The 21,517-nt window shown below is 40.9% G+C and carries 21 protein-coding genes; all 21 read left to right on the top strand.

The genetic code is table 11. From position 1 onward, the window contains the following. Window positions 1-98 precede the first annotated feature (98 nt). The 21 genes from cdaA to AN619_RS15965 all read left to right on the top strand — a co-directional run bounded on the left by cdaA (window position 99) and on the right by AN619_RS15965 (window position 21,237). Window positions 99-920, top strand: a complete 822-nt coding sequence (cdaA, locus tag AN619_RS09465; protein ID WP_198153277.1) for a diadenylate cyclase CdaA — start codon at window positions 99-101, stop codon at window positions 918-920. Next, window positions 913-2,175, top strand: coding sequence for a CdaR family protein (locus AN619_RS09460; protein ID WP_068556465.1), 1,263 nt, complete (start codon window positions 913-915; stop codon window positions 2,173-2,175). The genes cdaA and AN619_RS09460 overlap by 8 nt, the downstream gene beginning before the upstream one ends. 81 nt (window positions 2,176-2,256) lie before the next feature. Continuing rightward, window positions 2,257-3,975, top strand: a complete 1,719-nt coding sequence (locus AN619_RS09455) for a sigma-54 interaction domain-containing protein (protein WP_068556464.1) — start codon at window positions 2,257-2,259, stop codon at window positions 3,973-3,975. Next, window positions 3,976-4,167, top strand: a complete 192-nt coding sequence (locus AN619_RS09450) for a hypothetical protein (protein ID WP_068556463.1) — start codon at window positions 3,976-3,978, stop codon at window positions 4,165-4,167. A gap of 144 nt (window positions 4,168-4,311) precedes the next feature. Beyond that, on the top strand, window positions 4,312-5,394 hold the full coding sequence (gene buk, locus AN619_RS09445; RefSeq protein WP_068556462.1) for a butyrate kinase: 1,083 nt from the start codon (window positions 4,312-4,314) through the stop codon (window positions 5,392-5,394). Continuing rightward, window positions 5,395-6,306, top strand: coding sequence for a phosphate butyryltransferase (gene ptb / locus AN619_RS09440; RefSeq protein WP_068556461.1), 912 nt, complete (start codon window positions 5,395-5,397; stop codon window positions 6,304-6,306). A gap of 22 nt (window positions 6,307-6,328) precedes the next feature. Further along, on the top strand, window positions 6,329-7,405 hold the full coding sequence (gene buk / locus AN619_RS09435) for a butyrate kinase (RefSeq protein ID WP_068556460.1): 1,077 nt from the start codon (window positions 6,329-6,331) through the stop codon (window positions 7,403-7,405). 100 nt (window positions 7,406-7,505) lie between these two features. Beyond that, window positions 7,506-8,180, top strand: a complete 675-nt coding sequence (locus AN619_RS09430) for a nucleotide-binding protein (protein ID WP_068556459.1) — start codon at window positions 7,506-7,508, stop codon at window positions 8,178-8,180. Window positions 8,181-8,294: 114 nt separating this feature from the next. After that, window positions 8,295-8,525 (top strand): 4Fe-4S binding protein, encoded by a 231-nt coding sequence (locus AN619_RS09425; RefSeq protein WP_068556458.1) that lies wholly within the window; start codon window positions 8,295-8,297, stop codon window positions 8,523-8,525. A 13-nt stretch (window positions 8,526-8,538) separates the two neighbouring features. Then, the gene (locus tag AN619_RS09420) at window positions 8,539-9,600 is read left to right on the top strand and encodes a 3-methyl-2-oxobutanoate dehydrogenase subunit VorB (RefSeq protein WP_068556457.1); all 1,062 of its coding nucleotides are present in this window, start codon (window positions 8,539-8,541) and stop codon (window positions 9,598-9,600) included. Next, on the top strand, window positions 9,600-10,346 hold the full coding sequence (locus AN619_RS09415; RefSeq protein WP_068556456.1) for a thiamine pyrophosphate-dependent enzyme: 747 nt from the start codon (window positions 9,600-9,602) through the stop codon (window positions 10,344-10,346). The genes AN619_RS09420 and AN619_RS09415 overlap by 1 nt, the downstream gene beginning before the upstream one ends. A 1-nt stretch (window position 10,347) precedes the next feature. After that, on the top strand, window positions 10,348-10,890 hold the full coding sequence (locus tag AN619_RS09410) for a 2-oxoacid:acceptor oxidoreductase family protein (RefSeq protein ID WP_068556455.1): 543 nt from the start codon (window positions 10,348-10,350) through the stop codon (window positions 10,888-10,890). Between the two features lie 217 nt (window positions 10,891-11,107). Next, window positions 11,108-11,605: a hypothetical protein gene (locus AN619_RS09405; protein WP_068556454.1), complete on the top strand. Its 498-nt coding sequence runs from the start codon at window positions 11,108-11,110 to the stop codon at window positions 11,603-11,605. A gap of 24 nt (window positions 11,606-11,629) precedes the next feature. Beyond that, window positions 11,630-13,249 (top strand): carbon starvation CstA family protein, encoded by a 1,620-nt coding sequence (locus AN619_RS09400; protein WP_068556453.1) that lies wholly within the window; start codon window positions 11,630-11,632, stop codon window positions 13,247-13,249. Window positions 13,250-13,609: 360 nt separating this feature from the next. After that, window positions 13,610-14,956, top strand: coding sequence for a phosphoglucosamine mutase (gene glmM, locus AN619_RS09395; protein ID WP_068556452.1), 1,347 nt, complete (start codon window positions 13,610-13,612; stop codon window positions 14,954-14,956). A gap of 585 nt (window positions 14,957-15,541) precedes the next feature. Continuing rightward, complete coding sequence (glmS, locus tag AN619_RS09390) at window positions 15,542-17,371, top strand: glutamine--fructose-6-phosphate transaminase (isomerizing) (protein ID WP_068556451.1); 1,830 nt, start codon at window positions 15,542-15,544, stop codon at window positions 17,369-17,371. A 980-nt stretch (window positions 17,372-18,351) separates the two neighbouring features. After that, entirely contained in the window at window positions 18,352-18,633 is a 282-nt protein-coding gene (locus AN619_RS09385; RefSeq protein WP_077713001.1) for a metal-sensing transcriptional repressor, read from the top strand. Between the two features lie 18 nt (window positions 18,634-18,651). Continuing rightward, window positions 18,652-19,698: a DMT family transporter gene (locus AN619_RS09380; protein ID WP_068556449.1), complete on the top strand. Its 1,047-nt coding sequence runs from the start codon at window positions 18,652-18,654 to the stop codon at window positions 19,696-19,698. A gap of 123 nt (window positions 19,699-19,821) precedes the next feature. Continuing rightward, window positions 19,822-20,328, top strand: a complete 507-nt coding sequence (locus tag AN619_RS09375; protein WP_083525068.1) for a LysE family transporter — start codon at window positions 19,822-19,824, stop codon at window positions 20,326-20,328. Window positions 20,329-20,396: 68 nt separating this feature from the next. Further along, the gene (locus tag AN619_RS09370; RefSeq protein ID WP_068556448.1) at window positions 20,397-20,888 is read left to right on the top strand and encodes a Csac_0668 family 2Fe-2S cluster-binding (seleno)protein; all 492 of its coding nucleotides are present in this window, start codon (window positions 20,397-20,399) and stop codon (window positions 20,886-20,888) included. 205 nt (window positions 20,889-21,093) lie between these two features. Further along, window positions 21,094-21,237, top strand: a complete 144-nt coding sequence (locus AN619_RS15965) for a hypothetical protein (protein ID WP_157064972.1) — start codon at window positions 21,094-21,096, stop codon at window positions 21,235-21,237. Window positions 21,238-21,517 lie beyond the last annotated feature (280 nt).

Below are 21,517 nucleotides of genomic sequence, written 5' to 3'. Positions count from 1 at the left end.
AAGGGATTCAGACATATATAATACAATAATACTAGGCATCATGTGTTTGGAAAATGAACGGAAAATAAGCATGATTTTTGCTTCGAGAGGTGTTTGGATTGAAACAGGTCTTAGAAATGTTTTTGGATATAGGGATCAGAGATATCATTGACATGGCCATTGTAGCATTTGTTTTTTATAAACTGTTTATGCTGATTCAGGAAACAAGGGCCGAGCAGCTTATTAAGGGTCTTTTGGTGCTGTTGATTGCCACAAAACTCAGCGAATGGTCCCGCCTTTATGTAACCAATTGGATATTGAAAAATACCATGACGCTGGGAATGATTGCCCTGCTGATTGTATTTCAGCCGGAGCTGAGACGGGCCTTGGAGTATATCGGCAGAAGTAAGTTCTTGACAAAGTCCATCGTGGAAATTGCCGATGAAGAATTGAATGAAAAACTTGATGCAGTAGTGGAGGCCGTGGTTTCCTTATCGAGGCAGAAAATCGGTGCATTGATTATATTTGAACGGGAGACGGGAATTGGGGATGTGATTGAAACGGGTACATTCATCAACGGGGATATATCTACGGGGCTGCTGATCAATATCTTTATTCCCAACACACCCCTCCATGATGGTGCTGTCGTGATTAGAAAAGATAAAATCATGGCAGCGGGCTGTGTGTTGCCTTTAACGGAAAACCCAAATTTGAGCAGGGAACTGGGGACAAGGCACCGGGCAGGCATTGGCATTACAGAAAGATCTGATGCGGTAGCCATTATGGTTTCGGAGGAAACGGGAGCTATCTCCGTGGCCATGGATGGCAAGCTTACAAGATTTCTGGATGGAAAGACCTTAAAGAGAGTATTAAAAAATGCATACAAACCGGAAAATGAAAAGCCTTTATTCAATTGGAAATGGAGGCAGAAAGATGAATAATTTTTTCAAAGATTTTGCAGAAAAAAGCAGGTTCTTTCGAAGAAATACCACACCTAAAATCGTGTCCATCATTTTTGCCCTTGTGATGTGGCTTTATGTCATGGGGGAAGTGAATCCCGAAATGATCAAGGAGCTTACCAATGTGAGAGTGCAGCTGCTGAATGTGGAGGAGCTGAAAAAATCAGGACTGGTGCTTATTGGTCAGGAGGATTATACGGTAAACATAAAGATCGGGGGCAGAAGGAATGAAGTCTACCATGTGGGACCTCAAGACATTGCCGTAAGTGCTGACCTGAGGGGTTTTCGCAAGGGCGTGAATAGCGTTCCCTTGGATATCAGTGTACCAGCCAGCATCAAGGTGCTGGATGTATCACCAAAACAACTGAAGGTTACCTTGGATGAAATTGTCAAGCAGCAAAAACCGGTAGAGATTGAAGCGGTGGGAATACCGTCAGAGGAGTTTGATCCGGGAGAAGCTGTCCTTTCTTTGAAGGAAGTGATTGTGGAGGGACCCGAGTCTCTGGTGAACAGCGTGACCAAAGTTGTAGGGGAAGTGAATTTTCAAAATCGGACAGAGGATTTTAACGGAAAAATTCTCCTAAAGGCGGTAAATCAAGATGGGAAGATAGTAAATGGCGTTGAAGTAAAGACAAAATTCGTGGAAGTAACGCTTCCTCTGTATAGCGTCAAGAATGTAAAAATTGCACTAGATTTACGGGGGAAACCTCCCGAAACATATCAAATGACCGATGTGGCGGTAAAGCCTGAGGTTGTTGGACTGAAAGGACCCAGGGAGCTGCTGAAATCCATTGATGAGATCAAGACGAAGCCCATCGATATAGACGGGCTGACGGGTTCTGTGGAAAAGGCTGCAGAACTGGCGATACCCGAAGGGGTTACCCTCTTTAAGACCGATAGGCAGCCTGTGGTGGTCATTACCATAGAAGAAATCGGGCAAAAGGAATTTACCTTTAAAAAGGATGAGGTGTTCATAGAAAATCTGGATGGCAAGTATAGGGTCTTCTTTGATGAAGGAGTGGATACTCTTCGGGTGAAGGTGGAAGCGGCGAAGAACATCCTCAATTCTCTGACCAAAAACGATATTCAGCTGCGCATCAATGCCAAAGGCTTGGGAGAAGGCAGGTATTCCCTGAAAGTCATTCCTGTGGCATCAAGGCAGATGAAAAGCATTTCTGTGATACCGGAGAAGATTGATTTTGAACTCAAGCTAGAAAAAGAAACAAACCAACCATAGGCAAACCATAAAAACAAGATGAAGGATGGGTAAAGCAGCCTGGAGGAAGATCCAGGCTGTTTTCGAAGGGGAGCGTAGCCAATGAAAAGAGAATTGGAAGTAATACTGGATTCTACCCATGATGCCATGATTGCCGTAGATAAGCATGGCATTATTACCCTCTTTAATCGGGCAGCAAAAAAATTGACAAAGCTGGAGGGTATCCATGTGTTAGGGAAACACATCACAGAGGTTGTTCCCAATACAAGACTGCCTTATATATTAGAAACAGGAGTGTCGGAGTTAAATCAACAACAGGCATTGGGGGAAATTACCATTGTCACAAATCGGATGCCTGTGAAGGATGACTATGGGGAAATTATCGGTGCTGTGGCAGTATTTCGTGATATTACGGAAGTACTGGAGCTGGCGGAACAGATTACAAATTTGAAAGAAATGCAGAGCATGCTTCAAGCAATCTTTCATTCCACCCAGGATGCCATCTCCGTAGTAGATGATCAAGGAATCGGTGTAATGGTGAATCCTGCCTACACGAAGCTGACGGGACTGCCGGAAAAGGATATTATCGGGCAGATGTGCACGGTGGACATTGCAGAGGGGGACAGTATTCATCTGGAAGTGTTGAGAACGAAGATGCCTGTAAAGAATGCAAGACTCAAGGTGGGGCCGGGCAGAAAAGAAGTGGTGGCAGACGCGGCACCTATCATCGTAGACGGAGAACTGAGGGGCAGCGTGGCAGTTCTCCATGACATTACGGAGATCAAGCGGCTTACCCATGAGTTGAATCAGGCAAAGCAGATTATACGCAAGCTGGAGGCCAAATATACTTTTGACGATATTATCGGTGAAGATGCCCAAATGAAATCGGCTATTGAAAAGGCAAAAAAGGCAGCCGTAACACCGGCTACGGTGATTCTGAGAGGAGAAAGCGGTACGGGCAAGGAATTGTTTGCCCATGCCATTCATAATGCCAGCAATCGAAAATACGGACAATTTATCCGTGTGAACTGTGCCGCCATCAGTGAAAGTCTCCTGGAAAGCGAACTCTTTGGTTATGAAGAAGGTGCTTTTACAGGAGCCAGAAAGGGAGGAAAAAAGGGATTATTTGAAGAAGCCAACGGCGGAACGATCTTCCTGGATGAAATAGGGGAGATCAGCCTCAACACCCAGGCAAAACTTTTAAGAGTCCTCCAGGAGAAGGAACTGGTGAGGGTGGGGGGCAGCAAACCCATTTCGATTGATGTAAGGGTGATCGCCGCCACTAATCTGGATTTGGAAAAGGCTGTGCGAGAAGGAAAATTCAGGGAGGATTTATATTATCGATTGAATGTGATTCCTATTTTAATTCCTCCCTTGAGATTTCGCAAACAGGATATCCATCTTCTGGTACGGAGACTGATCACGAAATACAACCAAGAGTACGGCAGATTTGTTCAGGATATATCGCCAAAGGCCTTAGAGATTTTAATGAATTATGATTGGCCGGGTAATATACGGGAATTAGAGAATTTTATCGGCCGTGCCATGATTAATATGAAGTTTAACGAAACCATGATTCGGTCAAAGCATCTGCCTAATTTTGAAATCAAGATGTATCGGCAGCAGCATCCTATGGAACTGGAAAAATCTATGGAAACCTACGAGGGAACCCTTCAAGAGGTAATGGATCAGGTGGAGGAAAAATATATCCGCCAAATTCTTGCCCAAAATGGGAATCATAAGAACAAGACGGCAGAACAGCTGGGAATCTCTATCCGAAATTTATACTATAAGTTAAAAAAATATGAAATAGAAGAGTGAATGCAAAAAATTGCACACAAAGCTTTGTGTGCAATTTTTTGCGTGCATTTTTTTGCAAAAAAACAGAGAAAAGGAAAGAAAGCAAAGAAAAAAATTTTGTTGGAACAAGACGAAATAAGTAAAAACAAAAAAAGAAATAATATAAGGGAAAGAAAAAAACAAATGAAGAATTTTGGCACGCAAATTGAATAGTTCATAGCCGATAATGACAAAGTCTCCTGTTGAAAGGTTTAAAAGAAGACTTTGATGAAACACATGATGGAGATTATGGCTTATCTACGGCTTATGAAAGTACATAATTCCTATATGTTATAAAAAATGCGGGGTGAAAAACAGATGTCAAGAGAATATGTTTTGGTGATCAATCCGGGCTCTACATCTACAAAGGTGGCAATTTGTAAAGGAGAAGAAAACGTTCTCCAAAAGAATTTAAGCCATTCTCCGGAGGAACTGGAAAAATTTCCGAAGATAGCAGATCAGTATGAATACCGGAGAGATATTATTCTTCAGTGGATGAAGGAAGAAGGCTATACAACGGCACAGTTAAAGGCTGTCGTAGGCAGAGGCGGGCTGCTGAAGCCGATGCCGAGCGGCACCTATATGGTGACGGATGCCATGATTGAGGATTTGAAAATAGGTGTTCAAGGAGAGCATGCTTCTAATCTTGGAGGAATGATTGCCAAGAGTATTGCAGACCAAGAAGGAATACATGCGTATATTGTAGACCCTGTGGCAGTAGACGAATTTGACGACGTGGCAAGAATTTCAGGGATGCCTGAAATCAAAAGGCGTTCTTTATTACATGCATTAAATATAAAAGCCGTTGCCCATCGGGTGGCAAAGGAAATGAACAAAGATGTAAATGAATTAAATCTGGTAATGGCCCATCTGGGTGGCGGTATTTCTATCGTGCCTTTAAGAAAAGGAAAAATGGTGGACGCAAACAATGCCAATGAAATGGGACCCTTCTCCCCGGAGAGGACAGGGGGACTTCCTGTGGGAGATTTGGCAAAAATGTGTTTCTCGGGGAAATATACCTTGGCAGAGATAAAGAAAAAGATCAGCGGCAAAGGGGGCTTGGTGGCCTATTTGGGAACCAATGATGCAAGGGAAGTAGAAAAGATGATTGCCAGCGGCGATGCAAAGGCCAAATTGATTTATGACGCCATGGGTTATCAAATCGCTAAGGAAATCGGTGCCATGGCAACGGTGTTGGAAGGAAAGGTGGATGCCGTTGTCCTGACAGGCGGAATTGCATATTCCCAGATGCTGACTTCCTACATAAAGGAAAGGGTAGAATTCATTGCGCCGGTGATCATCAAACCCGGTGAAGATGAAATGATTGCTTTAAATGAAGGTGTAAACAGGGTATTTAGCGGCCAGGAAAAAGCAAAGATTTATGAAGAAGAGGTGAAATAAATGATCCGACATTTCGATGATATATTAAAATACGCCAAGGAAAGGGGTCCAAAAACCATTGCTGTGGCCGTGGCTCAGGACTTAGAGGTGCTATTGGCCGTAAATGAGGCAAAAACCTTGGGCATTGCCGATGCCATCCTTGTGGGAGACAAAGAAAAGATTGAGGAAATCGCGGAAAAGCATTCAATTCCAACGGAACAGTATGAAGTCATTGACATTAAGGACATCGCAGAAGCATCCAGAAAGGCCGTAGAACTGGTTTCTACAGGCAGGGCTCATATGGTGATGAAGGGTCTGGTGGATACATCCATTATTTTAAAGGCAGTCCTTGATCCTGAAATCGGATTGAGAACGGGCAATGTATTAAGCCATACGGCTGTGTTTGATGTGCCCGGTTATGACCGATTAATCCTCGTAACCGATGCGGCTATGAATATTGCACCGGATCTGAATGCAAAAAAACAAATCATTGAGAATGCTGTACAGGTAGCCCATGCCCTAGATCTGGATGAGCCGAAGGTGGCCATTGTGTGCGCGAAGGAAAAGGTAGATCCAAAGATGCCTGCCACGGTAGATGCCCAAAAACTCGAAGAAATGAACAAAAATGGGGAAATCAAAGGATGTATGGTAGGAGGACCTTTTGCATTGGATAATGCCGTCTCTGTGGAAGCTGCTGCTCACAAAGGCATTGAGCATCCCGTGGCCGGAAAAGCGGATATCTTGGTGGTGCCGAATATCGAGGCGGGCAATGTGCTCTACAAGTCCATGGTATTCTTTTCCAATACAAAAAATGCCGGTGTCATTGTCGGCGCCAAAGCACCTATTGTCTTAACATCAAGGGCTGATAGCGATGTCACGAAGCTAAATTCTATTGCGTTGGCCGTATTAATGGCAGCGAAGGCCGCAAAATAAGGAGAAAGAGAGGAATCAGACAATGTCAGAGATTTTTAGAATTCTTACGATTAACCCCGGTTCCACTTCTACAAAGATTGCTATTTTTGACAATGAAAAGCCGGTAATGGAAACGACGTTAAGACATCCTGCTGAAGAAATTAATAAATATGAGAAGATTTTTGATCAGTATGAATTTAGAAAAAATGTTATTTTGGAGACTTTAAATGAAAATGGCATTAACTTGACAAAGTTAAGTGCTGTGGTGGGCAGAGGCGGCTTGTTAAAACCCATTCAAGGTGGTACCTATAAAGTAACCGATAAAATGCTGGAAGATTTAAAGGTAGGCGTTCTGGGAGAACATGCTTCCAACTTGGGCGGAATTATTGCCAATGAAATTGCAAAACAACTGAATATTCCTGCCTTTATTGTTGATCCTGTGGTAGTAGATGAAATGGATGATGTGGCAAGAATTTCAGGCATGCCTGAAATTGAAAGAAAAAGTATTTTCCATGCACTGAACCAAAAGGCGGTGGCCCGTCGTGCTGCAAAGGAAATGGGCAAATCTTATCAGGAAGTAAATATTATCGTGGCCCATCTGGGTGGAGGCATTTCCGTTGGCGCCCATCATATGGGCCGTGTCATTGATGTAAACAATGCCCTAGACGGAGAGGGACCATTCTCACCGGAAAGAACAGGAGGACTGCCCGTAGGAGATTTGGCCAAAATGTGTTTCTCCGGCAAATATACATTGGATGACATCAAGAAAAAAATTAAAGGAAAAGGCGGCCTAGTGGCTTACCTCGGCACAAATGACGGCAGGGAAGTAGTCAAGATGATTGAAGAAGGCAATAAAGAGGCTGAGCTGGTATACCAAGCTATGGCCTATCAGGTGGCGAAAGAAATTGGAAGCTGTGCTGCTGTGCTGAAGGGCAAAGTGGATGCCATTGTGCTGACGGGTGGAATTGCTTATGACAAGACTTTTGTAAAATGGATTCAGAATAGGGTAGAATTCATTGCTCCAGTGATCATATATCCGGGAGAAGATGAAATGATTGCCTTGGCTGAAGGAGGTTTAAGAGTATTAAGAGGAGAAGAAGAAGCCAAAATATATGAGTAAATCAACGGTTCTTGGTGTACGGTATAGGGGCAGCGAGTGTTGCTGAATAACCGCTGGCCCCTAACCGCTGACTGCTAACCGCATTCCGAAAGGTGAGAGCATGCTGAACGATAAAAGAATTCGCGTGATCATTGGTCATTATGGCAGTGGAAAAACAGAATTTGCTGTAAATTATGGGGTAAAACTAGTCCAGCAGGGAAAAAAAGTAGCCTTGGCTGACTTAGATATTGTCAATCCCTACTTTCGCAGTAGAGAGAGACAGGAAATGCTTGAAAAATTTGGCATCACCTTTATAGGCAGCGCCATTGACAGATCCATAGGATCTGACTTGCCGGCCATTGCGTCTTCCGTTTTGGGTCCCCTGCAGGATAAATCCTATGAAGTGATTTTGGACGTAGGGGGCGATGCTGTGGGGGCTAGAGCTCTGGGCAGATACCACAGCTATTTTAAAGAAGGCGATTATGACATGTTCTGCGTCCTGAATGCCAACAGGCCTGAGACCCAGGATGTGGAAGGTGCCATACAGCATTTAAAAGCAATTGAAAGGGTTGTAAGAGCACCTGTTACAGGACTGATCAACAACACCCATTTGCTGCGGGAGACTACGGTAGAAGAGGTGCTAAAAGGACAGGAATTGGTGAAAAAAGTTTCAGAAAAACTGAACATACCGATCCGATATGTCAGTACTTTGGAAGAGGTTGCCCGACTGCTTCCGTCTGATATAGGGGGAGAAATTTTTCCTATGAGGATGTATATGCGTGAGGATTGGATGTAGAAGGGACTATGGAATTTTGCAGCCGAAACTGTCTGAAAGTTGAGTAGGACTGGCAGGGCTCCAGAAAATGAGCAGCAGAAAACTGGATAGGAAATTAAAGGAGGGTTGAATACTATGGCAAAGGCAAGAGGAAAGGTAACATTCAGAGAAGATTTATGTAAAGGTTGCGAATTGTGTACGACAGTTTGCCCAGTAAATATTATTGAAATGGATAGAGGGAGAATCAACATCAAAGGTTATCATCCTGCAACAGTAAAAGAAATGGACAAATGCATCGGATGTGGAAACTGTGCAACCATCTGTCCTGATGTTGTGATTTCTGTGGAAAGAGAAATGGAGAAATAGGGAGGGAAAACGAATGGCGAAAGTATTAATGAAGGGAAACGAAGCAATCGGTGCAGCAGCAATCAAAGCTGGATGTAAGTTTTTCTTCGGTTACCCGATTACACCACAAAATGAATTACCAGAGTTCATGTCAAGAGAATTACCAAAGGTGGGGGGATGTTTTGTACAGGCAGAAAGTGAAGTGGCTGCCATCAATATGGTATACGGTGCAGCAGGTGCCGGTGCTAGAGTTATGACATCCTCATCATCCCCAGGGATTGCATTAAAGCAAGAGGGAATTTCCTATATTGCAGGTGCTGAGCTTCCTTGTGTAATTGTAAATATTTCCAGAGGAGGTCCGGGACTAGGAGGTATCCAACCATCTCAGGCAGACTATTTTCAATCCACGAGAGGTGGCGGGAACGGCGACTACAGAATGTTGGTATACGCTCCTGCTACCCTTCAGGAAGCAGTAGATCTGGTCATGGAAGCTTTTGATGTAGCCGATTACTATAGAAATCCGGTGATGGTAATTGGAGACGGTATGATTGGACAAATGATGGAACCCATCGAATTCACCGAACCTAAGATGAGAGAGCTTCCTCCGAAGGATTGGGCTACCACCGGAACAAAGGGAGAAAGAAAGCCGAACATTATCAATTCATTGGCATTAGATCCGGCAGAGTTGGAGAAGCACAATATCAAACTAAAAGCAAAATACAATGAAATGGAAAAGAATGAAGTAAGATATGAAATGTACAATATGGACAATGCAGAAATTGTAATCGTATCCTATGGAACAACTTCAAGGGTTGTGAAGAATGCCATTGCGGCATTAAAAGCAGAGGGAATCAATGTTGGCTTAATCAGACCGATTACATTATGGCCGTTTCCCACAAAGGCATTTGATGAAATTCCTTCAACGGCAAAGGCTTTATTGTCTGTTGAAATGAGTATGGGACAAATGATTGACGATGTAAAAATTGCAAATAACGGCAGATTACCCGTTCATTTCTATGGAAGAAGCGGTGGTATGATCCCGACACCGGATGCGATTGCAGCAAAAGTGAAAGAAATCCTAGGGGGTGCAAGATAATGACAGTAGTATTCCAAAGAACAAGCGGTTTAACTGAAAAGCCTTTCCACTATTGTCCTGGATGTACCCACGGTGTGATCCATAGATTAGTAGGGGAAGTGTTAGAAGAATTAGGGGTGTTAGGCAAAGCAATAGGTGTTGCACCTGTGGGATGCTCTGTGCTTGCCTATGATTATTTCAACTGTGACATGCATGAAGCTGCCCACGGCCGTGCACCGGCAGTTGCTACAGGAATTAAAAGAGTACACCCTGACAAGGTCGTATTCACGTATCAGGGAGATGGAGACTTGGCTTCCATCGGTACAGCGGAAATTGTTCATGCAGCCCATAGAGGAGAAAAAATTACCACAATTTTCGTAAACAATGCTATCTACGGTATGACGGGAGGACAAATGGCACCGACAACATTAATCGGACAAAAGGCGACCACTGCTCCTTACGGTAGAGATGCAAACCATGCCGGAATGCCTTTACGAGTAGCTGAAATGCTGGCTACCATTACAGGCGCCGTATTTGTGGAAAGGGTGGCAGTAGATACTCCTGCAAACATTCGAAAAGCAAAGAAAGCAATTAAAAAAGCATTCGAAGTGCAGTTGGAAGGCAAAGGGTTTGGAATCGTTGAAATTCTATCTACTTGTCCCACCAACTGGGGCTTAACGCCGACGGAAGCAATCAAGTGGTTGCAGGACAATATGATGCCGTACTATCCATTAGGAAATTTCCGTACACCAGAGGAGGCGAAGTAATATGGCAACACAACAAGTAATCTGTGCTGGATTTGGTGGGCAGGGAGTTATGTCCATGGGGCAGCTTCTTACTTACGCAGGCATGCTGGAAGGAAAAAATGTATCATGGCTTCCATCCTACGGGCCAGAAATGCGTGGAGGTACTGCAAACTGCAGTGTCATCGTATCAGATAGCCCAGTGGGCTCTCCTATTGTAACGGATGCAACGGCTGCCATCGTTATGAACTTGCCATCCCTGTTAAAGTTTGAAAAGGATCTTGTAAAGGACGGTATTCTGCTGATCAACAGCTCATTGATTGATAAAAAAGCTTCAAGAAATGATATCAGGGCCTACTATGTACCGGCCAATGAGATTGCCAATGAAATCGGCAACAGCAAAGTTGCAAACATGGTGATGCTGGGGGCATTCATTGAACTGACCAAGACTGTAGAAGTAGATTCTGTAATCGCTGCATTGAAAAAGGTTTTTGGACCATCCAAAGAACATTTGATTCCGATGAATCAGGAAGCCCTTGAGAGAGGCGCAGCGGCAGTAAGAGCTTAATAATGAATGAAGAAAAGACGTACAGAGATGTGCGTCTTCTTTTTTTTACTATAAAACCATTCAGCATCAAAATTCTACCACTGAAACCTAAAATTGTGCAGTTCATGCAAAAGTACTTTTTGCGTATTCAAAATATTTATAAAATTCTATTAATAATACTGTGCAGGCTGGCATAAATGTAAAACAGATGGACTCGCAGGGATGAGGGTGATAAAGGATGAAGACTGCAGAATACCTGGATTTACTGGAAAGCAGATATCGGAAATATTTTGATATAGAAAAAAATACGATATACCAAGGGATGAAACTAGACTTATTTGCTAGGTCTTTTATTCGAAATGAAAGATATATCGCCAGCAAGAAGCTGACGATATATGCCTATGAAAATAACGAATATTGTTTTATAAAACAATGGGAAATTCTAAAGGAAGATCAATTGCATCAATTCATGGATTTGCTAAAATCCGCAATCGATGATTATGTGATCCCCCATGAAGAGCATATGTCCAGTATTATTACTGGCGTTTTGTTATCGGAAAAGGAACCGGATAGGGAGTTGCAAAGGCTTGTAAAAAAATTCAAGTTTCATAAATCCTTTTCCTTTGGTTTCAAGGGATGGGCAGATATCAGGTTGATTCTGGTTGCCTTGGACAGGGGGGAGGTGATTGCCAATAAAAAGGGAGAGGAGGTTTTAAAATTTTATAAGATATTTTAAAAAATGATACAAAGGGGGATATCTATGAACTCATTATGGTTAGTTATTGGTAGTATTGTGATCTTTAGTATTGCCTATGTGACCTATGGGGCATGGCTTGCAAAACAATGGGGTGTGGATCCTGCCAGAAAAACACCTGCCCATACAAAGGGAGACGGAGTGGACTATGTGCCTGCAAAAGCCCCTGTTTTACTGGGACATCACTTTGCTTCTATTGCTGGCGCAGGACCGATTGTAGGGCCCATTCAGGCAGCAATTTTTGGTTGGGTCCCTGTGATGCTTTGGATTGTTATCGGAGGAATTTTCTTTGGCGGTGTACAAGATTTCAGCTCCCTGTTTGCTTCTGTACGTCATGATGGCAAGTCCATTGGAGAAATTATCGAAGCAAACATGGGTCGAAGAGGAAAAAAACTGTTTGCTGTTTTTGCATGGTTAACCCTATTGCTGGTAGTAGCAGCTTTTACCAATATTGTTGCCAATACCTTTGTCAGTGTTCCGGAGGCAGCCTCTGCATCGGTTTTATTTATAATTCTTGCCATTGTTTTCGGTTTTGCCGTCTATAGGAGGGGCGTGCCTTTGGGGGTAGGCAGTATCATCGGTGTTGCCCTATTGTTTGCCTGTATCATCTTAGGGAATATATATCCGTTGGTATTAAGCAAAAATACATGGATTGCCCTTTTGATGGTGTATATCTTCTTGGCATCTGTTACGCCCGTATGGATTCTTTTGCAGCCGAGGGATTATCTCAATTCTTTCTTACTCTACGCCATGATCATTGGTGCCATTATCGGCTTGGTAGTCTATAGGCCAACAGTGGAATTGGCTGCTTTTACAGGATTTACGGTTAATGGACAATATTTATTTCCCTTGCTTTTCGTAACAGTAGCGTGTGGTGCCATTTCAGGCTTCCATGCCTTGGTAGGCTCCGGTACATCTGCCAAGCAAATCGATAATGAAGCCGATGCAAGAATTATTGGTTATGGCGGTATGCTTATTGAGTGTGTATTGGCTGTAGTCGCAATTATTACTGCGGCTTATTTGACAAAGGATAAGCTGGGAGAGTTATTAAAGGCCGGAGGGCCGGTGAATGTATTCTCCGATGGGATCGGTGTATTCATGGCTCAATTTGGTATTCCTTATACAGCAGGCAAATCCTTTGTAGCCCTAGCCGTATCAGCCTTTGCACTAACTAGCTTGGATACAGCCACCCGATTGGCAAGGTTTATCTTCCAGGAGTTTTTTGAGAATCCCGCCAAAGAAACCCAAAGCATCCTAACCAACCGCTATGTATCAACCATCATCACTGTTTTATTGGGCGGATGGCTGGCAGTGGGCGGCTATGCAAAAATATGGCCGATTTTCGGATCCGCCAACCAATTGCTGGCTGCTTTGGCTCTGATTGCCGTGGCAGTATGGTTGAAGAATACCGGAAGAAATTACAGCATGTTTACGATTCCTATGACTTTTATGTTTATTGTTACCATGTCTGCATTGATCCTGCTGACGAAGGCCAACATAGCAGCCAAAAATCCGGTTCTTGTGGTATTCCCCATATTGCTGTTGATCTTGGCTGTGATCTTAGCATTTGAGGCTTTCAGAATTTTAGGCAGCAAGAATCCCGCAAAACCAAAGGTAAAAGCATAGAAAAAATTTAAAAAGGCGGAGAGGAGTCCGCCTTTTTAAATTTTTTTGGATAAAATGGGAGTAAGGTGGGGACATAAAAATTCTTAGAATCTGATCATCTGTTTCAAAAACCAGAAAATATATAGAAAGCTGGAAAAAAATAACTGAAAAAAATAAAAAAATAGTAGAAGGAATCAGGCACTAAAAAGAAGAAATATTTATAGGACTAAGGTCTTGTTTTGGAAAATTTCTTTTAAAAATGGATCAAATTGAACGGGACATAAAAATATGATAAAATAAATAAGATTTACTAGAAAAAAGTTTGAGGACAGATCGCTGCATAAAAGATAGAGAGAATAGAACGGGAGGGAAGCTAAACACATGGGTAAGTTGTTTGGAACTGACGGAGTGAGAGGGGTTGCCAACACAGAGTTGACAGCAGAACTGGCTTATCAGCTGGGTAGAGCAGGAGCCTATATATTGACAGGGGGAAAAAAGAAAGCCAAAATTGTGATCGGAAGGGATACTAGAATATCGGGAGATATGTTGGAAGCAGCCTTGGTGGCAGGAATTTTATCAACAGGCTCCGATGCGCTATGTGTAGGTATTGTACCGACACCTGCCGTAGCCTATTTGACTAGACATTACGGCGCCGATGCTGGTGTAGTGATTTCTGCATCTCATAATCCCGTGGAATATAATGGAATTAAATTTTTCAACAGAGACGGTTATAAGCTGCCTGATGGGGTAGAAGAACAGATCGAGGATATGATCCTGAACGGAAAGACGATAGATTTGCATCCCACAGGAGGACATCTGGGCAGAAAGGTTGAAATAGATGATGCAATCAAGCAGTATGCAAACTTTTTAAAAGGAACAATCAATGTAGATTTAAGAGGCCTGAAGATTGCGGTAGATTGTGCCAATGGCGCTGCCTATGTGGCAGCACCTTCCTTGTTGTCAGCTCTAGGCGCGGAGTTAAAAATTATCCATCATAAGCCTGATGGATTCAATATTAATTTAAAATGCGGGTCTACTCATCCGGAGAATATACAAAAGCTTGTGGTGGATTGGGGAGCCGATGTAGGATTGGCTTTCGACGGAGATGCAGATCGCTTGATTGCCGTAGATGAAAAAGGACAGATTGTGGATGGAGACAAGATTCTTACCATATGTGGCTGCAGTCTGAGGGAAAAAGGAAAGTTGGCCAAAGATACGGTGGTAGCTACAGTGATGAGTAACATCGGCTTGGATATCGCTTTAAAGAAGTGCGGATGCAAGGTGGAAAAGACCCAAGTAGGAGACCGGTATGTGCTAGAAAAAATGAAGGAAGAAGGCTATGTGTTGGGAGGAGAGCAATCGGGGCATATCATTTTTCTGGAGCATAATACTACCGGGGACGGTCTTCTGTCTGCCTTGCAGCTACTTTCTGTGATGAAGGAAAAAGAACAGTCGCTATCGAAGCTTGCCGGTGCTATGACTACGTATCCTCAGGTGCTGGTGAATGCCAAAGTAAATAATGGGAATAAAACAAAATATATGGAGGACGAAGTGATTGCGCAGGAAATTCGAAAACTGGAAGAATTGATGGACGGAGAAGGTAGAGTATTGATTCGTCCTTCCGGCACAGAACCTTTGGTAAGGGTGATGCTGGAAGGTAAAAATGAAAGCCAGTTGAAGACATTAGCCCACAATTTAGCAAAACTGATAGAAGAAAGATTGCAGTAATAGGCAATTTATTTGGCGTGGCAGCATAGAGTGTAATATAACAAAGTCTTTCGTTGAAAGATTTTAAGGAAGACTTTGTTGAAACCCATGACGGAAATTATGACTTATCCACAATTTATAAAAAGACATCATCTCTTATGTGTTATAAAAAGAGCCCGATGTCTCGGGCTCCTGCTTTCCTTAGAAGGTAGGAATTGAGTGGGTAGGCACCAAAGATTGACAAAAATGAAAATTTGTATTATACTAAGTTGTCATCAATCGTTGAAAGGGGTGATGCCTATCGAGAAAAAGATGCGGTAGAGATGTGAAAAACAAAAGCGCCAGGACTTAAATCAAGGTCGGACAATAGTGATTTAAGTTGACGAGGACAGGGTTTATCGAGACTTCGGCGGATGCCCTGCGGTGTATCACCACCGATAGAGATCTTACAAAGACTCCAAGTGATTGGAGGGACAAATAAGATCGGGTGAAACAACTGAAAATGGGAATAGAATGTAGCAAATTTCGAGAAAAAGGCTACACAGGTATTTTATTGCCAATTTTCAGGAATATGGAAAATTTATTTCTGAAGGGAGACAAAAAGAAATGTGTGGTATCGTTGGATATATCGGTAGCAGAGAAGCAACATCTGTATTGATTGAGGGATTGTCAAGATTAGAGTATAGAGGGTATGACTCTGCGGGAATTGCGGTCCATGACGATGGGGAAATTAAGGTTAGAAAATTTAAGGGAAGATTGAGTGTATTGTCAGATCATTTGAAGCAGGAAATGATTACGGGAACGGTAGGTATCGGACACACCCGATGGGCTACCCATGGGGAACCGTCAGACAGAAATGCCCATCCACATACCAATGTGGCTGGAAATATTGCGGTGATTCATAACGGAATCATTGAGAACTACATGAAGATCAAGGAATGGCTTATCGAAGAAAAAGGTATTGCTTTCAAGTCGGATACGGATACGGAGGTCATTGCCCACTTGATTGACCATTACTATGAGGGAGACTTATTGAAAGCTGTATTTAAGGCCATCGAAAAGATGGAAGGGGCTTATGCCATTGGTGTGATCTGCAAGGAAGAACCCGACAAAATTGTAGCCGTAAGGAAAGATAGTCCACTCATTGTAGGACTCGGAAAAAATGAAAACTTTATTGCTTCTGACATACCGGCTCTACTGAAATATACAAGGGATATGTATCTTATTGAAAATGATGAGGTCGTGTTACTTACCCAGGACGAAGTAAAAATCTTCAATGAGCTAGGACAGCAAATGGACAGGGAAGTATTCCATGTGACATGGGATGCAGAGGCTGCAGAAAAGGAAGGGTATGAACATTTTATGATCAAGGAGATCCACGAGCAGCCGAAGGGGATAATGGAAACCTTGATGAGAAGATTGGATAAGGAAGACAATATTGTGCTGGACGGTATTAAACTGACTAAGGAAGATTTGGATAAAATTAGCAAGATTTATATCGTAGCCTGCGGTACGGCTTATCATGCAGGACTTGTGGGCAGATACGCCATCGAGAAATTTGCCAAGATTCCAGTAGAGGTGGATGTGGCGTCGGAATTTAGATACAGGGATCCATTTGTGGATGAAAATACACTGTTTATTGCCATCAGCCAATCGGGAGAGACGTTGGATACCCTAGCAGCCCTAAGAGAAGCCAAGAGAAAAGGGGCAAGAATTCTGTCTATAGTCAATGTAGTGGGAAGCTCCGTGGCAAGGGAATCCGACGATGTATTCTACACCTGGGCTGGTCCAGAAATTGCTGTGGCATCGACAAAGGCCTACACAACCCAGTTGGTGGCCATGTACTTGATTGCATTGCATATGGCCATGACAAAGGGGACCATGGATAGGACAAAATACAATAAAATCATCCATGAGCTAAAGACTATGCCAGAGAAGGCCCAGAAGATTTTAGACAATTGCCATATGATTCAGAAGCTGGCCGATGCACAGTTTAACAATGAAAGCGTATTCTACATGGGGAGAGGCTTGGATGTGAACGTAGCTCATGAAGCCTCATTAAAACTGAAGGAAATCTCGTATATCAATTCCTTTGCCATTGCAGCCGGGGAATTGAAACATGGGACCATCGCATTGATTGAAGATGGCACCATGGTAGTAGCCCTAGCCACCCAGGATCATCTGTATGACAAGATGCTCTCCAATATCCAGGAGGTCAGGGCAAGGGGTGCCTACGTGGTCGGCGTGGCCAAGGAAGGCAATAAAGAGATTGAGAAGTCAGCAGATGTAGTGATGTATATTCCTGATACCATGGATGAACTGACACCGATCCTGAGCGTCATACCGCTGCAGCTTATGGCATACTATATCGCCGTAGCAAGGGGATGCGATGTAGATAAGCCGAAGAACCTGGCGAAGTCTGTAACGGTAGAGTAATTTTAAAATATGTGGTGTATATGTTGTATAACTCTAAAAAACTCGTGTGACGAATAAAAAAGTCGTGTTAAAAATAAAAAAGTTGTGTTAAGAATCATGGTGAAAATAGGGTAGAAAACCTTATTGGAGCCATGATTCTTGTTTTAGGTTGAGTAGGGTTAAGGAGTAAGGTATAAGGCTAAAGGTATTGATTTTAAAGGATTTGAAGGGAGTATTGATGAAAGATATTGATTAAAACTTTCTCCTTTTTCCTTTTAACTTTTCCCTATTCCTGACACGACTTTTTTATCTAAAATGAGAGGGAAAATAGGAAGAAAATAGGAGATAGGGATAAGGAAATAGGGTGATTTTTGACATGACTTTTTTATCTGGAAAGAAATAGGGAAATAGGGTTAAGGCGAGAAGGGGCAAGGGGTTGAGGGGGGTGGGGGTTTGACATGAGTTTTTTATGTGTATACATAGTTAGGATTAAGTTTCATTCAAAAAAGGGAAAGGGATAAGGGTTGAGAATAAAAAAGTTGTGTCAGAGATAAAAAACTTGTGTTGAAAATAATAAAGTCGTGTCAAATAGATAATAAAGTTGAGTTACATCTGAATAATAAATTCAAAAACCTCGCAGTAGATGCGGGATAACTCCTGTTTTACTGCGGAGTTTTTTATTTTTTGGGGGAAGGGTTAAGGGATTAGATTTTTCATTAGAGTTTTGATTAGAGCGATATATTGCTTAGAAATTTGAAACTACTGATTTTAAAGGAATTGAGAGAGGTATTGACTACTATATTGAAGATAATATTGATATAACAACTTAAAAGGTGGAATAAAATCTTTAACCTTACCCCATGAACCTTATTCTCAAAAACATAGATAGTAAATATCATCATAGATGCCATTAAGAGTTTAATAATAATATTGGAATCTGAATGAAATAATGATATAATTTTAATAACCCCCCATGGGGGATATTGATGGGAGGATTGTATATGAATGAAGTACATAAGCACAATCATGAAAATACTAAAGCAGTTATTAATAGATTATCTAGAGCAATAGGACATCTAGAATCTGTTAAGAAAATGGTAGAGGATGGAAGAGATTGTAGTGAGGTTCTTATTCAAATTGCAGCAGTAAAATCTGCCGTTAATAATATAGGAAAAATTATTTTACAGGACCATATCAATAACTGCGTAGTAAATGCAGTAGAAACTGGAGATAAAAAGGTAATAGAGGATTTAAATAAAGCCATAGAACAGTTTATAAAATAGATTTGAGAGGTATTTAGAATGGAAGATAAACAATATAAAGCAAATTTTTTTGCCATACTGGCAGCAGCATTATACGCTATTAGTTCACCTGTATCCAAACTTTTGTTAAAGGAAATACCACCTACATTGATGGCATCTTTTCTATATCTTGGTGCAGGGTTAGGAATGTCTATTGCTGACCTAATTAAACATAAGAAATATAAGGAAAAGACTGAGGCAAGATTTACAAAACAAGAACTTCCATATACTATTGGCATGGTTATGTTAGATATTGCAGCACCTATTTTTTTAATGATTGGACTTACAATGACATCTGCTGCTAATGTTTCATTACTTAATAATTTTGAAATTGTTGCTACATCCCTAATCGCTTTAAAAGTATTTAAGGAACCCATAAGTAAAAGACTATGGAGTGCTATAATTTTGATTACTGTGTCAAGTATCATTTTGTCTGTAGAAGACATAAGTAGTTTTTCATTTTCATTTGGTTCTATTTTTGTATTACTGGCAACTATCTGTTGGGGACTTGAAAATAACTGCACAAGAAAGTTATCTTTAAAAGACCCAATACAAGTTGTTATAATTAAAGGATTTGGTTCTGGAATAGGTTCTTTACTAATTGCACTGACATTAGGAGAAAAAATAAATAATATATCTTATCTAATAGTAGCCTTAATATTAGGATTTTTTGCTTATGGCTTAAGTATATTCTTTTATATTTATGCCCAAAGATACTTAGGAGCAGCAAAGACAAGTGCTTATTACGCAGTATCTCCATTTATTGGCGTAGGGTTATCACTGATAATTTTTAGAGAACTACCAACATCCTCATTTATTATTGCATTATTTATTATGATTGCAGGTATGTATTTTGCGTCCACAGAAGAACACAATCATAAGCATCATCATATTGTAATAACTCATGAGCATAGTCATAATGATGGTCATCATAATCATAGTCATAATGAAACTATTATCGGTAGACATACTCACATTCATACTCATGAAGAATGTACCCATTCACATAGACACACTCAAGATATTCATCATAGTCATGCTCATTAAACTAAAAAACTCATGTTGTATAACCCTAAAAACTTGTGCCACGAATAAAAAAGTCATATTACAGATAAAAAAGTTATGTTAAAAATAATAAAGTTCTATTAAATAGATAATAAAGTTGTGTTAATGACAGTATTGGGACATGGAATCCTGGAACTTATTTTAATTATCATTATGGCATTCGGACTTAAAGATTTATTCTCTAGTCCTACAGTTGCAGGATTTATCGGATTATTTGGCGATGTTTTTCTTGCATGGATGGGGTATGGAATGATAAAGTCTGGTATAAATAAGTCAGTTTCTTTGGAAAATCAAAGAGCAGGGAATAGTGCAGGAAAGAGAAATCTGATATTGGTAGGAGCGCTTGTAAGCGGTACTAATCCTTACTTCATTCTCTGGTGGGCGTCAACAGGGATGGAGTCAATACATCAGTCTTATGCTTTGGGATTAATTGGCGTTTTGTTCTTTTTTATAGGACATATTTTATTGGACTTTGTATGGTATACAGCAATATCCACAGCATTTTCCAGAGGCAAGAAACTGATAAGTGATACTGCATATCGCTGGATTATTTTGTTGTTAGGCATATTTATTATAGCATTTTCAATCGGATGGAAGATGCTGCAGATGTAATGATATAATTTTTGGGTAGATTTAATGAAAAAGATGTATTTTATAATTTATATCGGAGGGAAGTAAAAATGACAAATGAAAAAATAAATACCTGCTGCTACTGTGGTGGAAAAGAGCCATCTCATAAAATAGAAAATGACAATACATGTCCTGTATGTAAAACAATGGGAATCAAAGTAAAAAATATTACAGTAAAGCATTTGGTGATTGATACCCTTGCAGAATCGGTCGGAGATATGGATTATTATATATGTGTAAATGAAGAATGTAATGTTGTTTATTATAATCCAGAATCAGGCGTTAAGTTTGATAAGCAGCAAGTAAAAGTACCAATATGGTTTAAAAAAGATGCTAATCCCAAATATGCCTGCTACTGCAGCAAAGTTACAGAGGAACAGGTAATAGATGCCGTAATAAAACATGGTGCAAAAACAGTTAAGGATATTATAGAAATCACAGGGACGATGAAAAACAGCCAATGTGAAAAGAATAACCCCTTAGGGAAATGCTGTCACAATATAATTCAGGAAGCAATAGACAAGGGGTTATCTATGAAATAAGTGCAGTTATATTTAATGCTGCATAGAGGATATGTAAATTTTTTAGGAGAGAAAGACATATGGGAATTGATATGTATGAAGAACTAAAAAAGATGAGTTAATAGCAGAGATACATTGTATACTGCAAATTGTGAAGAAATTAAAGGGGATGGGTTTTACTGTAAAACAAGTGCTATAAACCATTGAATTACCTCAGGATGCAGTAATGAGGGTTTTTGATGATAAAGAAGATATTAGAAAAATAGCAGAGGATACTGTAAATCAGCAAATAGCAGAAAATGACGGTAAAATCCCAGAAGGGCGAAACTTTTTGCAAATTGCACAGTACCCATTTTGCAAAAGTAGGTAAATTTCATTTGTAAAAAAGCAATTTATAATTTTTGATAAACAATATGGTAGTATCAACTAATACAGAGTATTATTATTTATTAAAGAAAAAACATATAATTGACTTAACTTTTATAATGTGCTAAATTTAATTTGTGAATTTCAACTTAAATAATACACCACTTTACAAGTAATGTAGTGATTTAAAAATAATTCCATAAAATAACAAAATCAGACACCTAAATCCTAGGAATACTAATCTTATGACAAACCAACACCCTAGGAGGCGTCTGATATGATTA

Origin of the sequence: Thermotalea metallivorans, assembly GCF_001562415.1 — a bacterium.
Lineage (GTDB): Bacteria > Bacillota > Clostridia > Peptostreptococcales > Thermotaleaceae > Thermotalea > Thermotalea metallivorans.
Note: the sequence above shows the minus strand (reverse complement) of the source record. Positions and strands in the feature narration are given on the sequence as shown.